14 protein-coding genes are annotated in these 16,872 nt (G+C 61.8%); 7 read left to right on the forward strand and 7 right to left on the reverse strand.

All coding sequences use genetic code 11. The features are described 5' to 3' along the window. Positions 1 to 7 precede the first annotated feature (7 nt). The gene (locus tag HKD27_RS14775; RefSeq protein ID WP_062269348.1) at positions 8 to 478 is read left to right on the forward strand and encodes a hypothetical protein; all 471 of its coding nucleotides are present in this window, start codon (positions 8 to 10) and stop codon (positions 476 to 478) included. Positions 479 to 503: 25 nt separating this feature from the next. Here the strand turns inward: HKD27_RS14775 and ftsY are convergent, their stop codons facing one another. The 3 genes from ftsY to dapF are packed head-to-tail and all read right to left on the reverse strand — an operon-like array spanning position 504 to position 3,496. After that, entirely contained in the window at positions 504 to 1,463 is a 960-nt protein-coding gene (gene ftsY / locus HKD27_RS14780) for a signal recognition particle-docking protein FtsY (RefSeq protein WP_011252987.1), read from the reverse strand. 60 nt (positions 1,464 to 1,523) lie between these two features. Then, positions 1,524 to 2,726: a MiaB/RimO family radical SAM methylthiotransferase gene (locus HKD27_RS14785; protein WP_370544283.1), complete on the reverse strand. Its 1,203-nt coding sequence runs from the start codon at positions 2,724 to 2,726 to the stop codon at positions 1,524 to 1,526. Further along, positions 2,723 to 3,496 carry a diaminopimelate epimerase gene (gene dapF, locus HKD27_RS14790; protein ID WP_194690001.1) on the reverse strand — a complete coding sequence of 258 codons (774 nt, stop codon included), beginning with the start codon at positions 3,494 to 3,496 and terminating at the stop codon, positions 2,723 to 2,725. Before dapF ends, HKD27_RS14785 begins: the two co-directional genes overlap by 4 nt. A gap of 84 nt (positions 3,497 to 3,580) precedes the next feature. Between dapF and HKD27_RS14795 the strand changes: the two genes are divergently transcribed. Together HKD27_RS14795 and HKD27_RS14800 are read left to right on the forward strand one after the other, a co-directional pair. Beyond that, on the forward strand, positions 3,581 to 4,231 hold the full coding sequence (locus tag HKD27_RS14795; protein WP_194265509.1) for a class I SAM-dependent methyltransferase: 651 nt from the start codon (positions 3,581 to 3,583) through the stop codon (positions 4,229 to 4,231). Between the two features lie 162 nt (positions 4,232 to 4,393). Next, positions 4,394 to 6,217, forward strand: a complete 1,824-nt coding sequence (locus tag HKD27_RS14800) for a DEAD/DEAH box helicase (protein WP_194690000.1) — start codon at positions 4,394 to 4,396, stop codon at positions 6,215 to 6,217. Between the two features lie 64 nt (positions 6,218 to 6,281). Here HKD27_RS14800 and HKD27_RS14805 read toward each other — a convergent pair whose 3' ends face one another. From HKD27_RS14805 to HKD27_RS14815, 3 genes are read right to left on the reverse strand one after another with little or no spacing between them, the layout of a single operon-like run. Further along, the gene (locus tag HKD27_RS14805) at positions 6,282 to 7,385 is read right to left on the reverse strand and encodes a DUF563 domain-containing protein (protein ID WP_194689999.1); all 1,104 of its coding nucleotides are present in this window, start codon (positions 7,383 to 7,385) and stop codon (positions 6,282 to 6,284) included. Between the two features lie 8 nt (positions 7,386 to 7,393). After that, entirely contained in the window at positions 7,394 to 8,272 is an 879-nt protein-coding gene (locus tag HKD27_RS14810; RefSeq protein ID WP_194689998.1) for a polyphosphate kinase 2 family protein, read from the reverse strand. After that, entirely contained in the window at positions 8,262 to 9,017 is a 756-nt protein-coding gene (locus HKD27_RS14815; RefSeq protein WP_194265513.1) for an SDR family NAD(P)-dependent oxidoreductase, read from the reverse strand. The genes HKD27_RS14810 and HKD27_RS14815 overlap by 11 nt, the downstream gene beginning before the upstream one ends. A 134-nt stretch (positions 9,018 to 9,151) precedes the next feature. Here HKD27_RS14815 and HKD27_RS14820 point away from each other — a divergent pair, with 134 nt between their 5' ends. Continuing rightward, positions 9,152 to 9,766, forward strand: a complete 615-nt coding sequence (locus tag HKD27_RS14820; protein ID WP_194265514.1) for a YqgE/AlgH family protein — start codon at positions 9,152 to 9,154, stop codon at positions 9,764 to 9,766. A 50-nt stretch (positions 9,767 to 9,816) separates the two neighbouring features. Then, positions 9,817 to 10,470 carry a glutaredoxin 2 gene (gene grxB, locus HKD27_RS14825; RefSeq protein WP_194689997.1) on the forward strand — a complete coding sequence of 218 codons (654 nt, stop codon included), beginning with the start codon at positions 9,817 to 9,819 and terminating at the stop codon, positions 10,468 to 10,470. 79 nt (positions 10,471 to 10,549) lie between these two features. Here grxB and HKD27_RS14830 read toward each other — a convergent pair whose 3' ends face one another. Next, positions 10,550 to 12,769 (reverse strand): S9 family peptidase, encoded by a 2,220-nt coding sequence (locus HKD27_RS14830; protein ID WP_194689996.1) that lies wholly within the window; start codon positions 12,767 to 12,769, stop codon positions 10,550 to 10,552. 198 nt (positions 12,770 to 12,967) lie between these two features. On the opposite strand from HKD27_RS14830, the gene HKD27_RS14835 reads away from it, so the two are divergent. Continuing rightward, entirely contained in the window at positions 12,968 to 14,047 is a 1,080-nt protein-coding gene (locus HKD27_RS14835; protein WP_194265518.1) for an aldo/keto reductase, read from the forward strand. A gap of 90 nt (positions 14,048 to 14,137) precedes the next feature. Then, positions 14,138 to 16,738, forward strand: coding sequence for an ATP-dependent chaperone ClpB (clpB, locus tag HKD27_RS14840; protein ID WP_194689995.1), 2,601 nt, complete (start codon positions 14,138 to 14,140; stop codon positions 16,736 to 16,738). The last annotated feature ends 134 nt before the right edge of the window (positions 16,739 to 16,872 follow it).

Here is a 16,872-nt window from a genome sequence, read left to right on the forward strand (position 1 = left end):
AAGACCCATGGCGTCCGTTAGACAGGCAGACCCGGGATCGCTCCGGGCCCCGGGATTCCGGTGGTGGCACGGGATCATCATCGGGCTGCTGCTCTCCTATGTTCCTGGAAGCCTGCTGGTTGCAGGTGTTCTGCTGCTTCCGCTGGTTGCCCTGAAGCTCGTTGATCCCAATGCTGACGGTCAGCGTATCATGATCGTGATGTTCTATGTCGGCGCTGCCATGGTGCATCCTCTGCACGAGGCCTGGGCCGCAAACGGAGACTGGGAGACGTGTATCGCGCAGATCACGCAGCCCGTGACGCTGGCGCTGGACTGGCTCGCGGCTGGGGCAGCCTGGCTCGTGGCGGAAGCATCGGCCATCAGCGGCCGGCTTTGGAACGCGGAAATCGCGCGACGCGAGCGCAAGTCCATTGAAAAACGCATCGCGTATCTTCAGGAAGAATGGATGTCTTCGGACGAGGATGCGCCTGCGACCTGATCTGCAGGCCGCAGGATTTGGCGCCTTACGCGGAAGGCGTTTCGTCGGTTGAGGTTTCCATCAGTCTGGATGCCAGATCGTTGGAGCCACCGACCAGACCCTTTGCGTATTCCTGAGCCGAGAAAGGACGCAAATCCTCGGCCTGTTCTCCGACACCGACCATGTGAACCGGCAGTTTGAACTGCTCCGCAAGTGCCACAACAATCCCGCCGCGGGCGGAACCATCCAGCTTGGTCACGATCAGTCCGGTTACATTCACCAGTTCACGGAAGACCCGCACCTGTTCGATAGCGTTCTGTCCGGTCGTTGCATCCAGAACCAGCAGGACGGAATGGGGTGCTGTTTCATCGAACTTCCGCATGACGCGGATGATCTTGGCCAGCTCCTCCATCAGAGCGCCCTTGTTGTGCAGGCGTCCGGCGGTGTCGATCAGGAGCAGGTCGGTTCCGGCTTCGGTTGCGCGCTTGAGACCGTCATAGGCCAGACCCGCAGCATCGGCGCCATGCTTGCCGGCGATGACAGGCACGTTGGCACGCTTGCCCCAGACCTCGAGCTGTTCGACGGCGGCGGCACGGAACGTGTCTCCGGCCACCAGCATCACGGACTTGCCTTCTTCCGTATAATGACGGGCCATCTTGCCGATCGTTGTGGTTTTGCCGACACCATTTACGCCAACCACGAGCACGACATGGGGTTTCTTCTTCGGGTCGGGCTCGAAGGGAATGGCAACGGGTTCAAGGACGCGGGCGATTTCGGTCGCGAGTGTCTCACGGATTTCGTCGCTGGTGACGTCCTTGCCAAAGCGTGTGCTGCGGAAGTTCTCGATGACGCGCTCGGCCACGGCCGGTCCGAGATCGGCTGCAATCAGCTCGTCCTCGAGTTCTTCAAGAGCTGTTTCATCCAGCTTGCGATGCGTGAAGACGGCGCCGAGACGCGAGCTCGACCGCGAAAGACCCTGTTTGAGTCGTGAGAAAAATCCAGCCATGCATGGGAGTTCGGACAGGTCGGGCCGAACGTCAAGGGCATAGGAAGATCTGAGCGCGTTTCAGCTGCGGATTTCGGCCAGAAGTGTGCCGTTTTCCAGTCCCGTGGCGCGAACGGGTACGAAACTGCCCCGGACTGGCGCAGGCGCGGTTCCGGTCAGGCGCACGGCGGCAAATTCCGGCGAATGGCCGCGATCCGGCGTCTCGGCCAGAATATCGAACTCGGTACCGATGAGACGCTGCAGGAAACGGTCACGGTTTGCCTCGCCGATGTCGCGCAGACAGGCCGCGCGTTTCTGGCGCTCGGCATTGGGGACAGCCGGCATGCGGGCAGCTGGCGTTCCGGGGCGTTCGCTGTAAGGAAAGACATGCAGGAAGGGGATCTGCTGCTCTTCGATAAAGGCTCGGGTTTCCTCGAACAGGGCATCCGTTTCCGTGGGAAAGCCCGCGATCAGATCGGCACCAACGCCTGTCTCCGGGCGTATAGAGCGGACGCGGCGCAGTGTTGCTGCGACCCCGGCCGTATCGTGACGACGCTTCATGCGCTTGAGAATGAGATCCGAGCCAGCCTGAAGGGACAGGTGCAGATGCGGCATCAGGCGGGGCTCGTTCTCCAGAAGCCACCATAAATCCGCGTCTCCCGTTGTTGCATCGAGAAGAACAGGATCAATGGAAGACAGGCGCAGTCGCCGCACGCCTTCCACGCGGCGCAGCAGTTCGCGACATAACGCGCCCAGTCCCTTGCCCTCGCCCTCCTGCCATGAAGCGATGTCCACGCCGGTCAGAACGATTTCCTGATGCCCGGCTTCGACAAGCGCTTCGGCGCGCGCGATGGCGTCTTCAACGGGGGTAGAACGGGAATCTCCGCGGCCATAAGGAATGATGCAGAAAGTGCAGCGGTGATCGCAGCCCTGCTGGACCTGAAGGAGGGCGCGCGCGTGACGGGATGGCGGCAGACCCGCGCTGGCGTCACCCCAAATGGCTGGCTTGAGCTTGTCTTCGTTGGGCACAACGCGAACAACGCCGGGCAGCTCGGCCCAGCGGTCAGGGGCGATATCGGAGGCGCAGCCTGTCACGACGATCTTTGCGTCCGGATTCTCACGATGCGCGCGGCGGATAGCCTGCCGGGCCTGTCGTTCGGCTGTGGTCGTCACGGCGCAGGTATTGACGATGATCGTGTCGTCCTGACCACGCGCGTGATGGGCCATGCCGTCACTCTCATGGGCGTTGAGCCGGCAGCCGAATGTCAGAACAGAGGCGCTCACGAGGTTGTCCCGTGGAAGACCGTGACGGCTGGGCCCGTCATGAGAACATGCCCGTCCTCACGCCATGTGATGCGCAGGTCTCCGCCATCCATCGTGACCGTGCAGGTCCGTTCTATCAGGCCGCGGCGGACGGCATTTACGACGGCGGCACAGGCTCCCGATCCACAGGCGAGCGTCAGGCCAGCGCCACGCTCCCAGACGCGCAGGCGCATGTGTGTCGGGGAGAGGATCTGCGCGAAACCGATATTGGCGCGTTCCGGGAAGAGGGGATCTCGTTCGAGGTCTGGCCCCAGTTCTTCCGCGCGGGCGGCGTCACCGAACAGCGTGGCGTGTGGATTTCCCATCGAGCAGGCTGCCGCATCATGCAGTGGCAGATGCAGGGAGTCACAGGCCCGGGACATCGGCACGTCCTGCCAGTCCAGCCGGGGCATGCCCATATCGACTGTGAAGAGATCGCCATCCTGTGCCGTGGGAAGAAGGCCGGCGGCCGTCTGGAGCGTCGGAGCGCCACCGACGAACTTCGCCACGCAGCGCGATGCATTGCCGCAGGCCCCGGCTTCCGAACCGTCCGGGTTGAAGAAACGGACATGCACGTCTGCCCCTGCCAGCGTCGGCGGCGTCAACAGGACAAGCTGGTCGCAGCCGATTCCGAAGCGCCGGTCGCACAGATGGCGGATCGTCGCGGTATCAAGGGTGGGATCGTTCTGGCGGCCGTCGATCACGACGAAATCGTTGCCCAGACCGTGCATTTTCGTGAAGGAGAGGGTCATGATGGTGCTTCTCATAAAGCATCCTGCGGGTTGACGCACGGGGAACATGCCCTCATTTCGGCTGCTGGATCAGAAGGAGTGGACATGAGCGGCCCGGAACAGCTTGAAGGAATGCACGCAGCGGCGTTCACGCGCGCCAACAGCGAGCCCGACACGATTTTCTATGCCCAGCGCGTGCCGGATTCGCTGATGGATATGGGCGCGCGGACGGCCGTGACGGCGCTGTATCAGACGGCCCTGCCGGTTGGTGGTGCGGTGCTGGATCTGATGGCGGGCGCGCTCAGCCATTATCCCGAGGAAGCGACATTCCAGCGCGTGGTCGGGCTCGGGATCTCCAAGGGCGCTCTGGATTCCAATCCGGTTCTGGGCGAGCGTGTGGTGCAGGATCTCAACGAGGTCACGACGCTGCCTTTCGAGGATGACAGCTTCGATGCCGTGACGCTGTGTGACGGGCTGGCCTATCTGACGCAGCCGCTGGCCGTGCTGACAGAAGTCGTACGTGTCCTCAAGCCCGGCGCACCGCTGATCCTGACGTTTTCCGACCAGTTCCATGCAGTGAAGGCTGTGGCGATCTGGCAGGCGCTTGAGCCAGCGGATCGGGTGCGTCTGGCCAGCGTGCTGATGTCCCGCGCCGGGCTGGCGGAGCTGGATACGGGGGAGGTCGTGCCGCCTGAGGACCTCACGGCATGGCGCGATACGGTGCATGCGGTGATCGGGCGCAAGCCGAGGAATTGAACAGGGCAGGGACTGCGTTGCGGGTGCCGGACGGAGCGGGAAGAACAAGAAAAAGCCTTCCATACGTTCTTTCTGGCATTTTCGGCTGGAAGTCTTTATGCAGCGGCATTCCAGCCGCCGCATCCTGTCGTCGGCGTGACGTTTGCCGAGTGTTCATAAAATATGCCTTTTCCCGATACCCATCCTGCCCTTAAGCGCGCCCTTGAGGCACGTGGCTACGAACAGCTGACTCCTGTTCAGGAAGCAGTTCTGCAGCCGGGGCTGGACGAGCGCGACCTGCTGGTTTCCGCGCAGACGGGGTCGGGCAAGACCGTCGCCTTCGGCCTGGCCATCGCTCCGACCCTGCTCGGAGATGCCGATCGCCTTCCGCCGTCCCCTCAGCCTATGGCGCTTGTGATTGCGCCGACGCGTGAGCTGGCGCTTCAGGTCCAGTCCGAACTCAAATGGCTCTATGCCGAAACCGGCGCCCGCATCGCGAGCTGCATTGGCGGCACCGATGCCCGCAGTGAAGCCCGAGAACTCAATCGTGGCGTTCATATCGTTGTCGGCACGCCGGGCCGTCTGTGCGACCATCTGTCACGCGGCTCCCTCGACCTGTCTGCCCTGCGTTGCGTCATTCTTGATGAAGCCGACGAAATGCTGGACATGGGCTTCCGCGACGAGCTCGAAAAGCTGCTCGATGCCGCCCCGACCGAGCGTCGCACGCTGCTGTTCTCCGCCACGATCGCCCGCGAGATCGCATCCCTTGCGCGCCGTTACCAGAAGAATGCCGAGCGCATCGACACGGTGTCGGGTGCCAAGCAGCATTCCGACATCACCTATCGCTGCGTCATCACGCAGCCGCAGGAAATCGAGCGTTCGCTCGTCAATGTGCTTCGTTTCTACGAGAGCCCGACGGCGATGGTGTTCTGCAACACCCGCATGATGGTCAATCAGGTTCAGGCGACGCTGCTTGAGCGTGGTTTTGCGTCTGTCGCTATCTCCGGCGAGATGGGCCAGAACGAGCGTAGTCGTGCGATCGAGAGCCTGCGCTCCGGTCAGGCCCGCGTCTGCGTTGCAACGGACGTTGCGGCCCGCGGCATTGACGTGCCGGCCCTGAACCTCGTGATTCATGCCAGCATTCCGACGGCTGCCGAGACCCTGCTGCACCGTTCGGGCCGTACGGGCCGTGCGGGCCGCAAGGGTACCAGCGTTCTGATGGTTCCGCTGAACCAGCGTCGCCGGGCCGAGCGTCTGCTTCAGATGGCGAAGATCCAGGCTGAATGGGAAGCCGTTCCCACGGCCGACGCCATTGCCGAGCAGGACAAGACGCGCCTGATGCACGATCCGATCCTGACGAACGCTGTGGACGACATGTCCGACGAGCTGGTCAACCAGCTGGTCGAAACGTATGACGCCACGAAGCTTGCCGCTGCGCTGGTGGGTCTGTACCGCGCGCGCCTGCCGAAGGTCGAGCAGATCCGTCCAATGTCCGTCGAGGCTCCGCGCCGCACGGAGCGTGGTGAGCGCCCCGAACGTGCGCCGCGTGAAGAGCATGTCATGGCGGGCGAGTGGTTCAAGATGAGCGTCGGTCGCACCGAACGCGCCGATCCGAAATGGCTGATCCCGCTGATCTGCCGTCTGGGTGGCGTGCAGAAGCGCGAGATCGGCAGCATCCGCATCGATCAGGAGCAGACCTATTTCCAGATCGCGGATGAGAGCGTGGCCCGCTTCAAGTCCTGCCTCGCTGGCGCTGAAGCCGACGAAGTGACGATCGAGCCGTCCGAAGCCCCTGCCGGTGGCATGGGCCCCCGTGGTCGCAACCCGGGTGAAGGCAAGCGCTTTGGTGGCGGTGGCCGTCCGGGCGGCGGCGGCTTCAAGGGTGGTCCGCGCGGTGGTGCCGGCGGCGGTTACAAGGGCCGCGGCGGTTCGGGTTATGGTCGTCCGAAGCCCGCAGCCGGTGATGGTCCGCGCGGTGACGGTTCGAGCCGCAAGCGCCGTTCCTGATCCGTCTTTCAGGATCTGAAACGCAGAACCCCGCCGGAGCAGGTCTCCGGCGGGGTTTGTTGTTTCAGACGTCGGGCAGGAGAGCTACCAACTCCCGGACGCGGTCGAGGATATCTTTGACCGGGAGCGGGATGGCGGCATTGTCAGTATGATTTTCCTGTGCCGCTCCTGTTTCGAAAACATCTGCCCAGTATGTCAGGCCGCCCTGAGTCGCCATGGCGGCGAAGCAGGGGTTGATATGATGGGACGGGACGAGTTCGTAAACGAATGTTCCCGGCTGGCACCAGGCGATATTGGCCATCCCGGCGCCCAGCATCCCCATGACCGTCCCGGCGTCGCTGAACAGGCGGATCTGTTCGGTCAGGGACAGGGTTTCAGGATGCACGCGCTCGAAGCCGAGTTTTTCCAGCCCTTCCGCAAGTTCGGCTTCGTTGGGAACGTGCCGGTTGGCCGAACTGCCACGCTCGATATAGAGCCGCCGTCTGGCAGGCTTCGTTGTGGCATCTGCGGTCTGACGCAGCCGTGCATAGGCGTCGCGAGACACGTCCGAGACGGCGAAATCGGTGCTGCCATTGACGAAGGTGATGTAGTCTAGGGTTTTGAAGGCGTACTGTCGCCCTTGCTGTAGACGGATATGAGCGGCGGAGGTCAGACCAAAAAGCTCCAGCGTCTCGAACTGCCACGGATGCATATGCTCGGGCAGGACAAGACGGACCGGTGTGCCCGTTTGGGACAGGACGTGTAGGATCGGGATCGTATGGGCCACCCAATGATAATAGTTTGAGGCCCAGTGGTCGACACAACTCGCCGTAATGCCTTTGAAGGGTGCACAGCGGATGACATCCGCAGGACGCAGCCGCAGGTGACGCACGGCTTCCGGATCCTGGACATAGGCGGTCTCAGCGATTGGATGGCCTGCATGCAGCAGTGTCATCAGGGGCTGGTCCAGCACGACGTCGCGCAGAGTGAACTGGCTGACCGTGACCGGCATGCTCTTCCAGTCCCGGAACGGATTACGTTCCGGATGGCTCAGGTCCGGGTTGCAGGGCGCGGAAACCGCTCGGACGGGACAGGTTTCGAGAGCAGTCGTGCTGCGTGCGATCCCCGCCAGACCGGAAGCTCCGGCCGGTGGGGAGAACAGACGCCTGAGACGGGAGAGAAGCGGCATGGTCAGGATCAGACGGTCTTGGCCGCCCCTTTAAGCAGGATCTGCTGGGCCTCCTTGAGCGCATCGGACATTTTCTGTTCCGGCTCCTTGAGGTGCAGGCTTTCAAGTGTGTCCAGCAGGGCTTCCGCTACAAGCACACGGGCGAGCCATTTATGGTCCGCCGGAATCACGATCCAGGGGGCGTCGGGTGTTGCCGTCGCGCGGATCGCCTCTTCGTATGCTGCGGTATAATGCGGCCAGAATTCGCGTTCCTTCAGATCCGACGGGCTGAATTTCCAGCGTTTTTCCGGGTGGTCCAGCCGTTTGAGCAACCGCAGGCGCTGTTCTTCCGGCGAGATATGCAGGAACAGCTTGAGGACGATGATGTTCTGTCGCCGCAGATAGCTCTCGAAATTGCGCAGATCGCCGAGACGGTGATCCCAGAAATCCGGAAGATCGGGATCGAGTCCGCGCGCCCGCACCATGTCCGGATGAACGCGCTCCACCAGGACATCTTCATAATGGCTGCGGTTGAAAATGCCGATCTCCCCGCGCGACGGCACGGCAAGATGGATGCGCCATAGATCGTCATGGCGCGTGGCAATGCCGACGGGAGTCTTGAAGGACGTGACATGCACACCCTGCGGATTTAGACCGGAAAAAGCATGGCGGATCGCGCCATCCTTGCCGGCGGTATCCATACCCTGAAGCACGACCAGAATGCCGTGGGTGGCGTAAGCCGCCAGTCGCTGCTGCAGGATGGACATCCGGTCCACGCAGTCGCGGATGCGGGTGCGGGACGAGTTTTTCTGACGGCCGAGCTTGTCGTTCGTCGCGATGGAGGACAGACGGAATTTCTTTCCGTCCGTGATGCGAAGTTGGGAAGGAAGTCCGGTTTCAGCCGACATGACGGTTCACCGCAAGCCCCCCCGATGCCTGACAGACCGGCATCATCTCCAGATAATTGACGTTCACATGCCACGGCAGCCCGATGAGCCAGGAGACGGTCCCAGCGATGTCCTCGGGCGTCAATGGCGTCGTGTCCTTGTAGACGGCGGCCGCCTTTGCATCGTCACCCAGACGCACATTGCTGAACTCGCTGCCACCACACAGGCCGGGCTCGATATTCGTCACGCGGATGCGGGTGCCGAGCAGATCCGTACGCAGGTTCTGGGTGAACTGGTGCACGAAGGCCTTGGTCGCGCCATAGACGTTCCCGCCCGTATAGGGATAGGTCCCGGCCGTGCTGCCCAGTGCGATGATGTAGCCCGTATTGCGCTGGACCATGCCCGGCAGAAGTGCGCGGGTCAGTTCCACGACGCCCGAGACGTTTGTTGCGATCATCGATTCCCAGTTATCGGGCTCGGCATCCTGCGCCGGCTCCATGCCGAGTGCGAGACCGGCGTTGTTCACGAGGACATCAATGTCCTGCCACTCCTCGGGCAGGGAAGCGGGCAAAGCGCGCAGCGCCTCACGGTCCGTCATGTCGAGCGTGTAGGGCAGGACGCTCTCGCCCAGTTCGTCCTTGAGGGCTTCCAGACGTTCCTTGCGGCGTCCGGTCGCGATGACGCGGTGACCTTCGCGGACGAGGCGCGTTGCTATGGCGTGACCGAAGCCTGCGGTGGCGCCGGTGACGAGGACGGTGAGAGGCATGGCAATCTCCAGACGGACAGTCCGCACCCGGCAGGGGCGGCACGGGGTACCCAGGTCAGTGACATTGGATGTCATTAACACTCCTGAAGGCAAACGCTTGCAATACAGGAAGGGATGCACCCATGTTGGCAGGCATGAAGAAAACACTCGACGGACGGAATGACAACCTGACAGACGCCGCTCTCATGGAACTCGGTCTTACGGGAAAACTGCTCGTGGCCGCGCCTGCGCTGGCAGAGACGTTTTTTGAACGGACGGTGATCTATCTCTGTGCCCATTCCGAGCAGGACGGTGCGATGGGGCTGATCGTCAACAAGCGCCTGTCCCAGCCGGGACTGGATGATCTGTTTGCCCAGTTGGGAATCGAGCCCAGCCCCCCCGAACGCCGGATCGGTGTGTGCATGGGCGGTCCGGTCGAGCATTCCCGTGGGTTTGTCCTGCACTCGGCGGACTGGGCGGGAGAGGGCAGTCTGGATGTGGACGGTCATACGACCCTGACCGCCAGTCTGGACATCCTGCGCGAGATCGCCGCGGGACATGGTCCCAGACAGGCCGTGATGGCGCTCGGACATGCTGCCTGGGCGCCGGGGCAGCTCGAAGAGGAAATCCTGCGCGACAGTTCCTGGTTCATCGCGCCTGCGACCGACGAGATCGTGTTCGGAACCGATCATGCGAAAAAATGGCGACAGGCCCTCGTGGCCATAGATTTCGACCCGCTTCTTCTTTCTTCATCGATCGGGGAAGCCTGAACAAGGCGTCCTGTTCCGCAGAAATGATCCACCAGACACAGGAGGGCAGCATGAGCGCACCCCATATCCTTTACATCTATGAACACTGCCCGTTCTGCACCAAAGCGCGGATGATCTTCGGGCTGAAGAACATCCCGTATGAGCAGCGCATCCTGCTCAATGATGATATCGACGGTCCGGTTCGCATGGTGGGTCGCAAGGTTGTGCCCATCCTGGAGGAAAACGGGACCTTCATGCCCGAGAGCATGGATATCGTCGCCCATATCGATGCGATCGGAACTCCTGTCCTGACGGGTGAGACGCGCCCCGAGATCGCGGCTTGGCTGAAGAAGGCGGGAACGCCGCTCTATCGCCTGTTCCTGCCCCGCGCTGCGGCGGCACCTCTGCCGGAGTTCGCGACGACATCCGCGCGTGCTGGCTTCATCCGGCGCAAGGAACCGTCTGTGGGTTCTTTCAGTGCCCTTCTGGAAGAAAAGACCGACGAACTCACGCAGCTGAATGCGATGCTGAAGGATCTGGCGCCGCTCATCGGTTCGCCAGAGGCCGTGAATGGCGAACTCTCCACGGATGACATCCATCTTTATGCGCATCTGCACAGCATGTCGCTGATCCGGGGCGTCGTATATCCGGCCGAAGTCGAAGCCTACCGGCAGGCCATGGCCGTACGGTCCGGCGTGGGTCTGTTCGACGATATCGCCGTCTGATTTCAGGCAAGCTTTACAAAAACAAGGGAGGCCGGATCGTGTGATCCGGCCCCCTTTTTCATGTTTGCATGACAGAACGTTATTTTCCGGGCTGGAGAACTGCGCTCAGGAACTGCGCGCGCCGTTCGGCCACCCGGGCGCGGATAACCGGATCAGGCAGCATGTGCGTGCCCGGCAGCAGCAGCAGGTCATAGGGCTTGCCGGCATGAAGCAGGGCCTGCGTCAGCTTCATGGTGTTCTCGAAATAGACATTGTCATCCGTGATGCCGTGCATGAGCAGCAGAGGCTGTTTCAGCGTGTCGGCATAGGTCAAGACGTTGCTCTTGCGATAACCTTCCGGATCATCCTGCGGCGTGCCGAGATAACGCTCGGTGTAGGCCGTGTCGTAATCCGCGAAATCGACGGGAGGCGCACCCGCGACACCGACCTTGAACACGTCCGGGCGGCGGATGGTCGCCATTGCGGTGAAATAGCCGCCGAAGGACCAGCCATGCACGCCGACGCGGGAAAGGTCCATTTCATGATGGCGCTTGCCGAGCGCCTGAAGTCCGTCGATCTGGTCCTGAAGCGGCAGGTCGATCAGGTTGCCCTTGATGGCGCGCTCAAAATCATGATCGCGTCCTGGCGTTCCGCGCCCATCGAGCGTGACGACGATATAGCCCTGATTGGCCAGGCACTGGTCATCGAGATAGGAGGTCGGCGTGTCATGGACCATCTTGGAGCCCGGACCGGCATAGACTGACAGCACAACCGGATAGCGTTTGGAGGCGCTGAAGTTTTCCGGGCGGATGATGGCCGCATCAAATTCACGCGGACCGGCCGTCGTGAACTCGACATGGACTGGCAGCTTCGGCGGCTGCGCTACGCTGGGCAGGGTCGCGATGACATGGCCGTTCGCATCCCGCACCAGCGTCTGGCGCGTGCCCGCCGCACTGGCAAACGTGTCTACCATGGCCGTGTGCGTGCCATTCGTGACATGGACATTATGAAGGCCGCGCTCCGTCACAAACGGCGTTACGGCACCGGTTGCAAGGTCGATATGCACGACCTCATTGTCCAGCCGGTTGGTCCGGACCGTCACGGTGATCGTGTTGTGTTCGGAGTCGTAATCGTCGAAGGCGACATAGGACAGTCCGGGGGGTGTTAGGACGCGCTGGAGTTTTCCATCAGGTGTATGGAGTTCAAGCTGCCAGTCTTTGCCTCGGTCCGCGGCCCAGAGGAAACCAGCATTATTGGCGAGGAAGACGGGGAGGCTGTGGCCGCCGGAGGCTGCGCGCGGGTCCAGTTCGATCCAGGCGGGGTCGGACTGGGCGAGCAGGAGATGGGTGGCGCCGGTTGCGGGGTCGATCGTGAGAAGCTGTTCCTGCGTCTGGGCACGGTTGAGCAGCACGACGGCGAGGGGGCCATTCTTTCGCCAGACTACGCGACCAAGATACGGCCATGCCTCGTGATCCCAGGAAATCCAGCGGACCGGGCCGCCTTTCGTATCCACGAGACCAAAACGCGTTTTCGCGTTGTTCGTCCCGGCGCGGGGATAGCGGAATGAGATTGGCTCGGCCTGCGGGGTTTCGGGATTGGTGATGTAATGCTTTTCGACGTCGCTGTTATCGGCTTCCTCGAACAGGATGGTTTTGCTGTCAGGAGACCACCAGGCGCCATCAGCACGCTCCAGTTCCTCGGCTGCGGCAAATTCGGCCAGACCATGCGTCAGGGTGTCGCGGCCGCCGGTCGTCAGACGTGTTTCGTGCCCGCTGACGAGATCGACGCTGTACAGGTCATTGTCCCGAACCGCGGCGAGGGTCAGTCCGTCCGGGGAAAGGCGGGGGGCAATCCACTGACCTTCAATCGGCGTGACCCGGCCGTCATCGGTGGCGATGCGTTCAAGCTGCCCGCCCTGAGACGCCAGAACCGTGCCGCCGTCCTCGCTCATTTGATAGTCGGTGATGCCCGACATGATCTGGCGGGCCCGTTCACGCCGGGCCTTTTCCTCGACCGACAGATGCTCCGGGCCCGAGGCGGGGGCAGCCAGTTCATGCAGCGAATGGTCGGGCAGGTCGTAGCGGTAAAGATGCAGATGCGTGTCGAACGGCCCCGAGCGCAGGAACAGGACGGAATGACCATCCGGCGTGACTTCGGCGTGATTGGGCAGACCAAGCGCGCCATTCCGGGTCTTTGCGAGATCGACCATGCAGGCGGGGGGCTCTGCGGCCTGAAGGGTGCCGGCTGACAGTAGCGGCGACAGGATGGCACAGGCCAGAAGAGTTCGGCGCAAAGGAAGGCGCAGGGAAAGTGACAGCATTGCATCTCCGTAAGCATGACGACGGACAGGATTTTGACGTCGATCATGGACCGGGCCGTCGTTTGTGAACAGGGTTTCCAAAAGAGAGGAACGCTCCCTTCTCACGTTTATGGGAGCGGGGGCGATTTTACCGGGACCGATCCCGGGTTCGTGTGTTGTGTATCGTGGTATGTCTCAGCAAGAAGGAGCCTGATGGATATGCAGTATCGTCAGCTTGGTCGCTCGGGCCTCAAGATTTCAGCACTCAATTTCGGATCGGTGACGTTCGGCGGACAGGGCAATTTTGCCGCTACTGGCAAGGTGGATATCGCCGAAGCGACCCGCATGGTGGACATCTGCGTCGAGCATGGCGTGAACATGTTCGATACGGCCGATGCCTATTCCGGCGGTGAAGCCGAGGAAATTCTCGGCCGCGTCCTTCAGGGGCGCAGCCGCGAACTGCTCGTGACCAGCAAGGTGCGTTTTCCAACGGGAAAAGGGCCGAACGAACAGGGTCTGTCGCGTCACCATATCCTCAATGCCTGCGACGACAGTCTGCGTCGGCTGGGGCGCGATCACATCGATCTCTATTATCTGCATGAATGGGATGGTCTGACGCCGGTCGAGGAGACGCTTGAGGCGCTCCAGACCCTGCGCGATCAGGGCAAGATCCGTTATGCCGGGATTTCCAATTTTGCGGGCTGGCAGGCCATGAAGCTTCTGGGCGCCGCCGAGCGGGACCGTCTGATCGCGCCGGTCAGCCAGCAGCTCTATTACTCGCTGGAAGCCCGGGATGCCGAATACGAGCTTCTGCCACTCGCCGTCGATCAGGGGCTGGGGGTGCAGGTCTGGAGTCCGCTCGCCTGTGGTCTGCTGACGGGCAAATACCGGCGCGGCAAGACGGCGCCGGAAGATTCCCGCCGCATTTCCGGCTGGCCGGAGCCGGAAGTCCGGGATTTGAAGAAGCTCTATGATACGATCGAGGTTCTGGTGCAGATCGCCGAGGAGCACAGCGTCTCTGCTGCCCGGGTAGCGCTGGCCTGGACGCTGCACAAGCCGGCGATCACCTCGCTGGTTCTGGGTGCCCGTAAAGAGAGCCAGCTTCTGGACAATCTGGCAGCCGCGTCGCTCCGTCTGACGCAGGAACAGGTCCGCCGGCTTGACGATGTGAGTGCGCCTGACCTGATCTATCCGTACTGGCATCAGAACCGGAATGCCTTTGACCGTCTCTCCAAGGCGGATCTTGTTTTGCAGGGACCGGCAAAACGTCATCGGGAGGCCCTTGAAACGAAAAAATGACTGCCTAAATATTAATCATAGGCCGCTGCCTCCGGGGGCGGCCAAGCACATCAATGCCGCCGTAACGGGGCATGAGAGGAATTTAAGAGAATGGACATTCAGAATTTCACCGAACGCAGCCAGGGCTTTCTTCAGGCCGCACAGACCATTGCGCTTCGGGACTACAACCAGCAGCTGACGCCGGAGCATCTGCTCAAGGCCCTGCTGGATGATGAACAGGGCGCGGCATCCGGCCTGATCCGTGCCGCAGGCGGTGATCCGAAGGTCGTTCAGACCGCCAATGACGCAGCCCTTGCAAAACTGCCAAAAGTTCAGGGGGCCGGTGCCGGTCAGCCCCAGATGACGCCGGATCTGGCGCGTCTGCTTGATGCGGCCGAATCTGCTGCAAAGGTCGCTGGTGACAGCCATGTCGCACAGGATCGTCTGCTCGTGGCGATTGCTGCCAGCCATACCCCTGCAGGCAAGGCGCTCGTTGACGGTAAGGCCGGGGCTCCGGCTCTGGAACGCGCTGTTGCGGAAATCCGTAAAGGCCGCACCGTGACGAGTGCTTCGGCGGAAAACACCTTTGACGCCCTGAAGAAATATGCCCGGGACGTGACCGCTGTCGCGCAGGCAGGCAAGCTCGATCCGGTTATCGGCCGTGATGAGGAAATCCGCCGGACCATTCAGGTTCTGGCCCGTCGCAGCAAGAACAATCCGGTCCTGATCGGTGAGCCGGGCGTCGGTAAGACGGCCATTGTCGAAGGGCTTGCACAGCGGATCGTCAATGGTGACGTGCCCGAGGCCCTGCGCAACAAGAAGCTGCTGTCGCTCGACATGGGCGCGCTGATCGCCGGTGCGAAATATCGTGGTGAGTTCGAGGAGCGCCTGAAGGCTGTTCTCAAGGAAATCGAGACGGCTGAAGGCGAGATCATCCTCTTCATCGACGAAATGCACACGCTGGTCGGTGCCGGCCGGTCCGATGGTGCGATGGATGCGTCCAACCTCATCAAGCCGGAACTGGCCCGTGGCACGCTGCACTGCGTGGGCGCGACGACGCTCGACGAATACCGCAAGTATATCGAGAAGGACGCGGCTCTGGCCCGTCGTTTCCAGCCGGTCTTCGTAGGTGAACCGTCCGTTGCCGATACGATCTCGATCCTGCGTGGTATCAAGGAGAAGTACGAGCTGCATCATGGTGTCCGCATCACGGACAACGCCATCGTTGCGGCCGCGACGCTTTCCAACCGCTACATCACGGACCGCTTCCTGCCGGACAAGGCGATCGATCTGATCGACGAGGCTGCCAGCCGTCTGCGGATGCAGATCGACAGCAAGCCGGAAGCGCTGGACGAACTCGACCGCCGCATCATCCAGCTCAAGATCGAGCGTGAAGCCATCCGCAAGGAGGACGACACAGCCTCGAAGGACCGTCTGGTCGCGCTTGAGGCGGAACTGGCCGATCTTGAAGAGCAATCCGATGCGATGGGTGCCGAATGGCATGCCGAAAAGGATCGGGTGAACGCGATCCAGAAGCTGAAGGAACAGCTCGACACGGCACGTTCCGATGTGGAAGTCGCGCAGCGTCAGGGTAATCTCGGCAAGGCGTCTGAGCTGATGTACGGCCTGATCCCGAACCTTGAGGCCCAGATCGCCAAGGCTCAGGAGGAAGAGGACGCCTCATCCAAGAGCGGCCTGTTCGCCGATACCGTGACGGATCAGGGCGTGGCTTCGGTCGTCTCCCGCTGGACCGGTGTTCCGGTGGACCGGATGCTCGAAGGCGAGCGCGCCAAGCTGATCCGGATGGAAGACACGCTGCGTGAGCGTGTGGTCGGGCAGGAGCAGGCGCTGGTTGCCGTGTCGAATGCTGTTCGCCGGGCACGGGCCGGTCTTCAGGATCCCAACCGTCCGATCGGCTCGTTCCTGTTCCTCGGCCCGACGGGCGTTGGCAAGACCGAGCTGACCAAGGCTCTGGCGCAGTTCCTGTTCGATGACGAGAAGGCCCTGCTGCGGATCGACATGAGTGAATTCATGGAGAAGCACGCGGTCTCCCGTCTGATCGGCGCGCCTCCGGGCTATGTCGGTTACGATGAAGGTGGCGTGCTGACCGAGGCCGTTCGTCGTCGTCCCTATCAGGTGATCCTGTTCGATGAGGTGGAGAAGGCCCATGAGGACATCTTCAACATCCTGCTTCAGGTTCTCGATGATGGACGTCTGACGGACGGGCAGGGACGTGTGGTGGACTTCCGCAACACGATCATCGTCCTGACCAGCAACCTTGGTTCCGAGGTTCTGGCCAATCTGCCGGATGGCGAATCCGTGGATGAGGTCCGTCCGCAGGTTATGCAGGTGGTGCGCAATCACTTCCGGCCGGAGTTCCTGAACCGTCTGGACGAGATCATCCTGTTCTCCCGCCTGCAGCGCAAAGACATGGACCGGATCGTCAAGATCCAGATCAGCCGTCTGCAGAAGCTGCTGGAAGATCGCAAGATCGACCTGGAACTGGATGAGAAGGGAACCGAGTGGCTGGCCGCGGCAGGGTACGATCCTGTCTATGGTGCGCGTCCGCTCAAGAGGGTCATCCAGCGCAGCCTGCAGAACCCGCTTGCCAGTCTGCTGCTGGAAGGCAGCATCCATGATGGGGAAACGGTCAAGGTTTCGGCCGATGACAAGGACCTCACGATTGACGGAAAAGCTGTCTCGGCAGACTGACCCCCGTCAGAACCGGCTTTGGCCAGAAAAAAGCGCCCAAAAGGCGCTTTTTTTGTCTTTTTATTATTTCTAAATCGGAATGGGTAATGGGGATAAGTGGATTTTGTGTGGGAAATGAGGGGGTTGGGAATGTG

Origin of the sequence: Gluconobacter sp. R75690 (assembly GCF_015244525.1) — a bacterium.
Lineage (GTDB): Bacteria > Pseudomonadota > Alphaproteobacteria > Acetobacterales > Acetobacteraceae > Gluconobacter > Gluconobacter potus.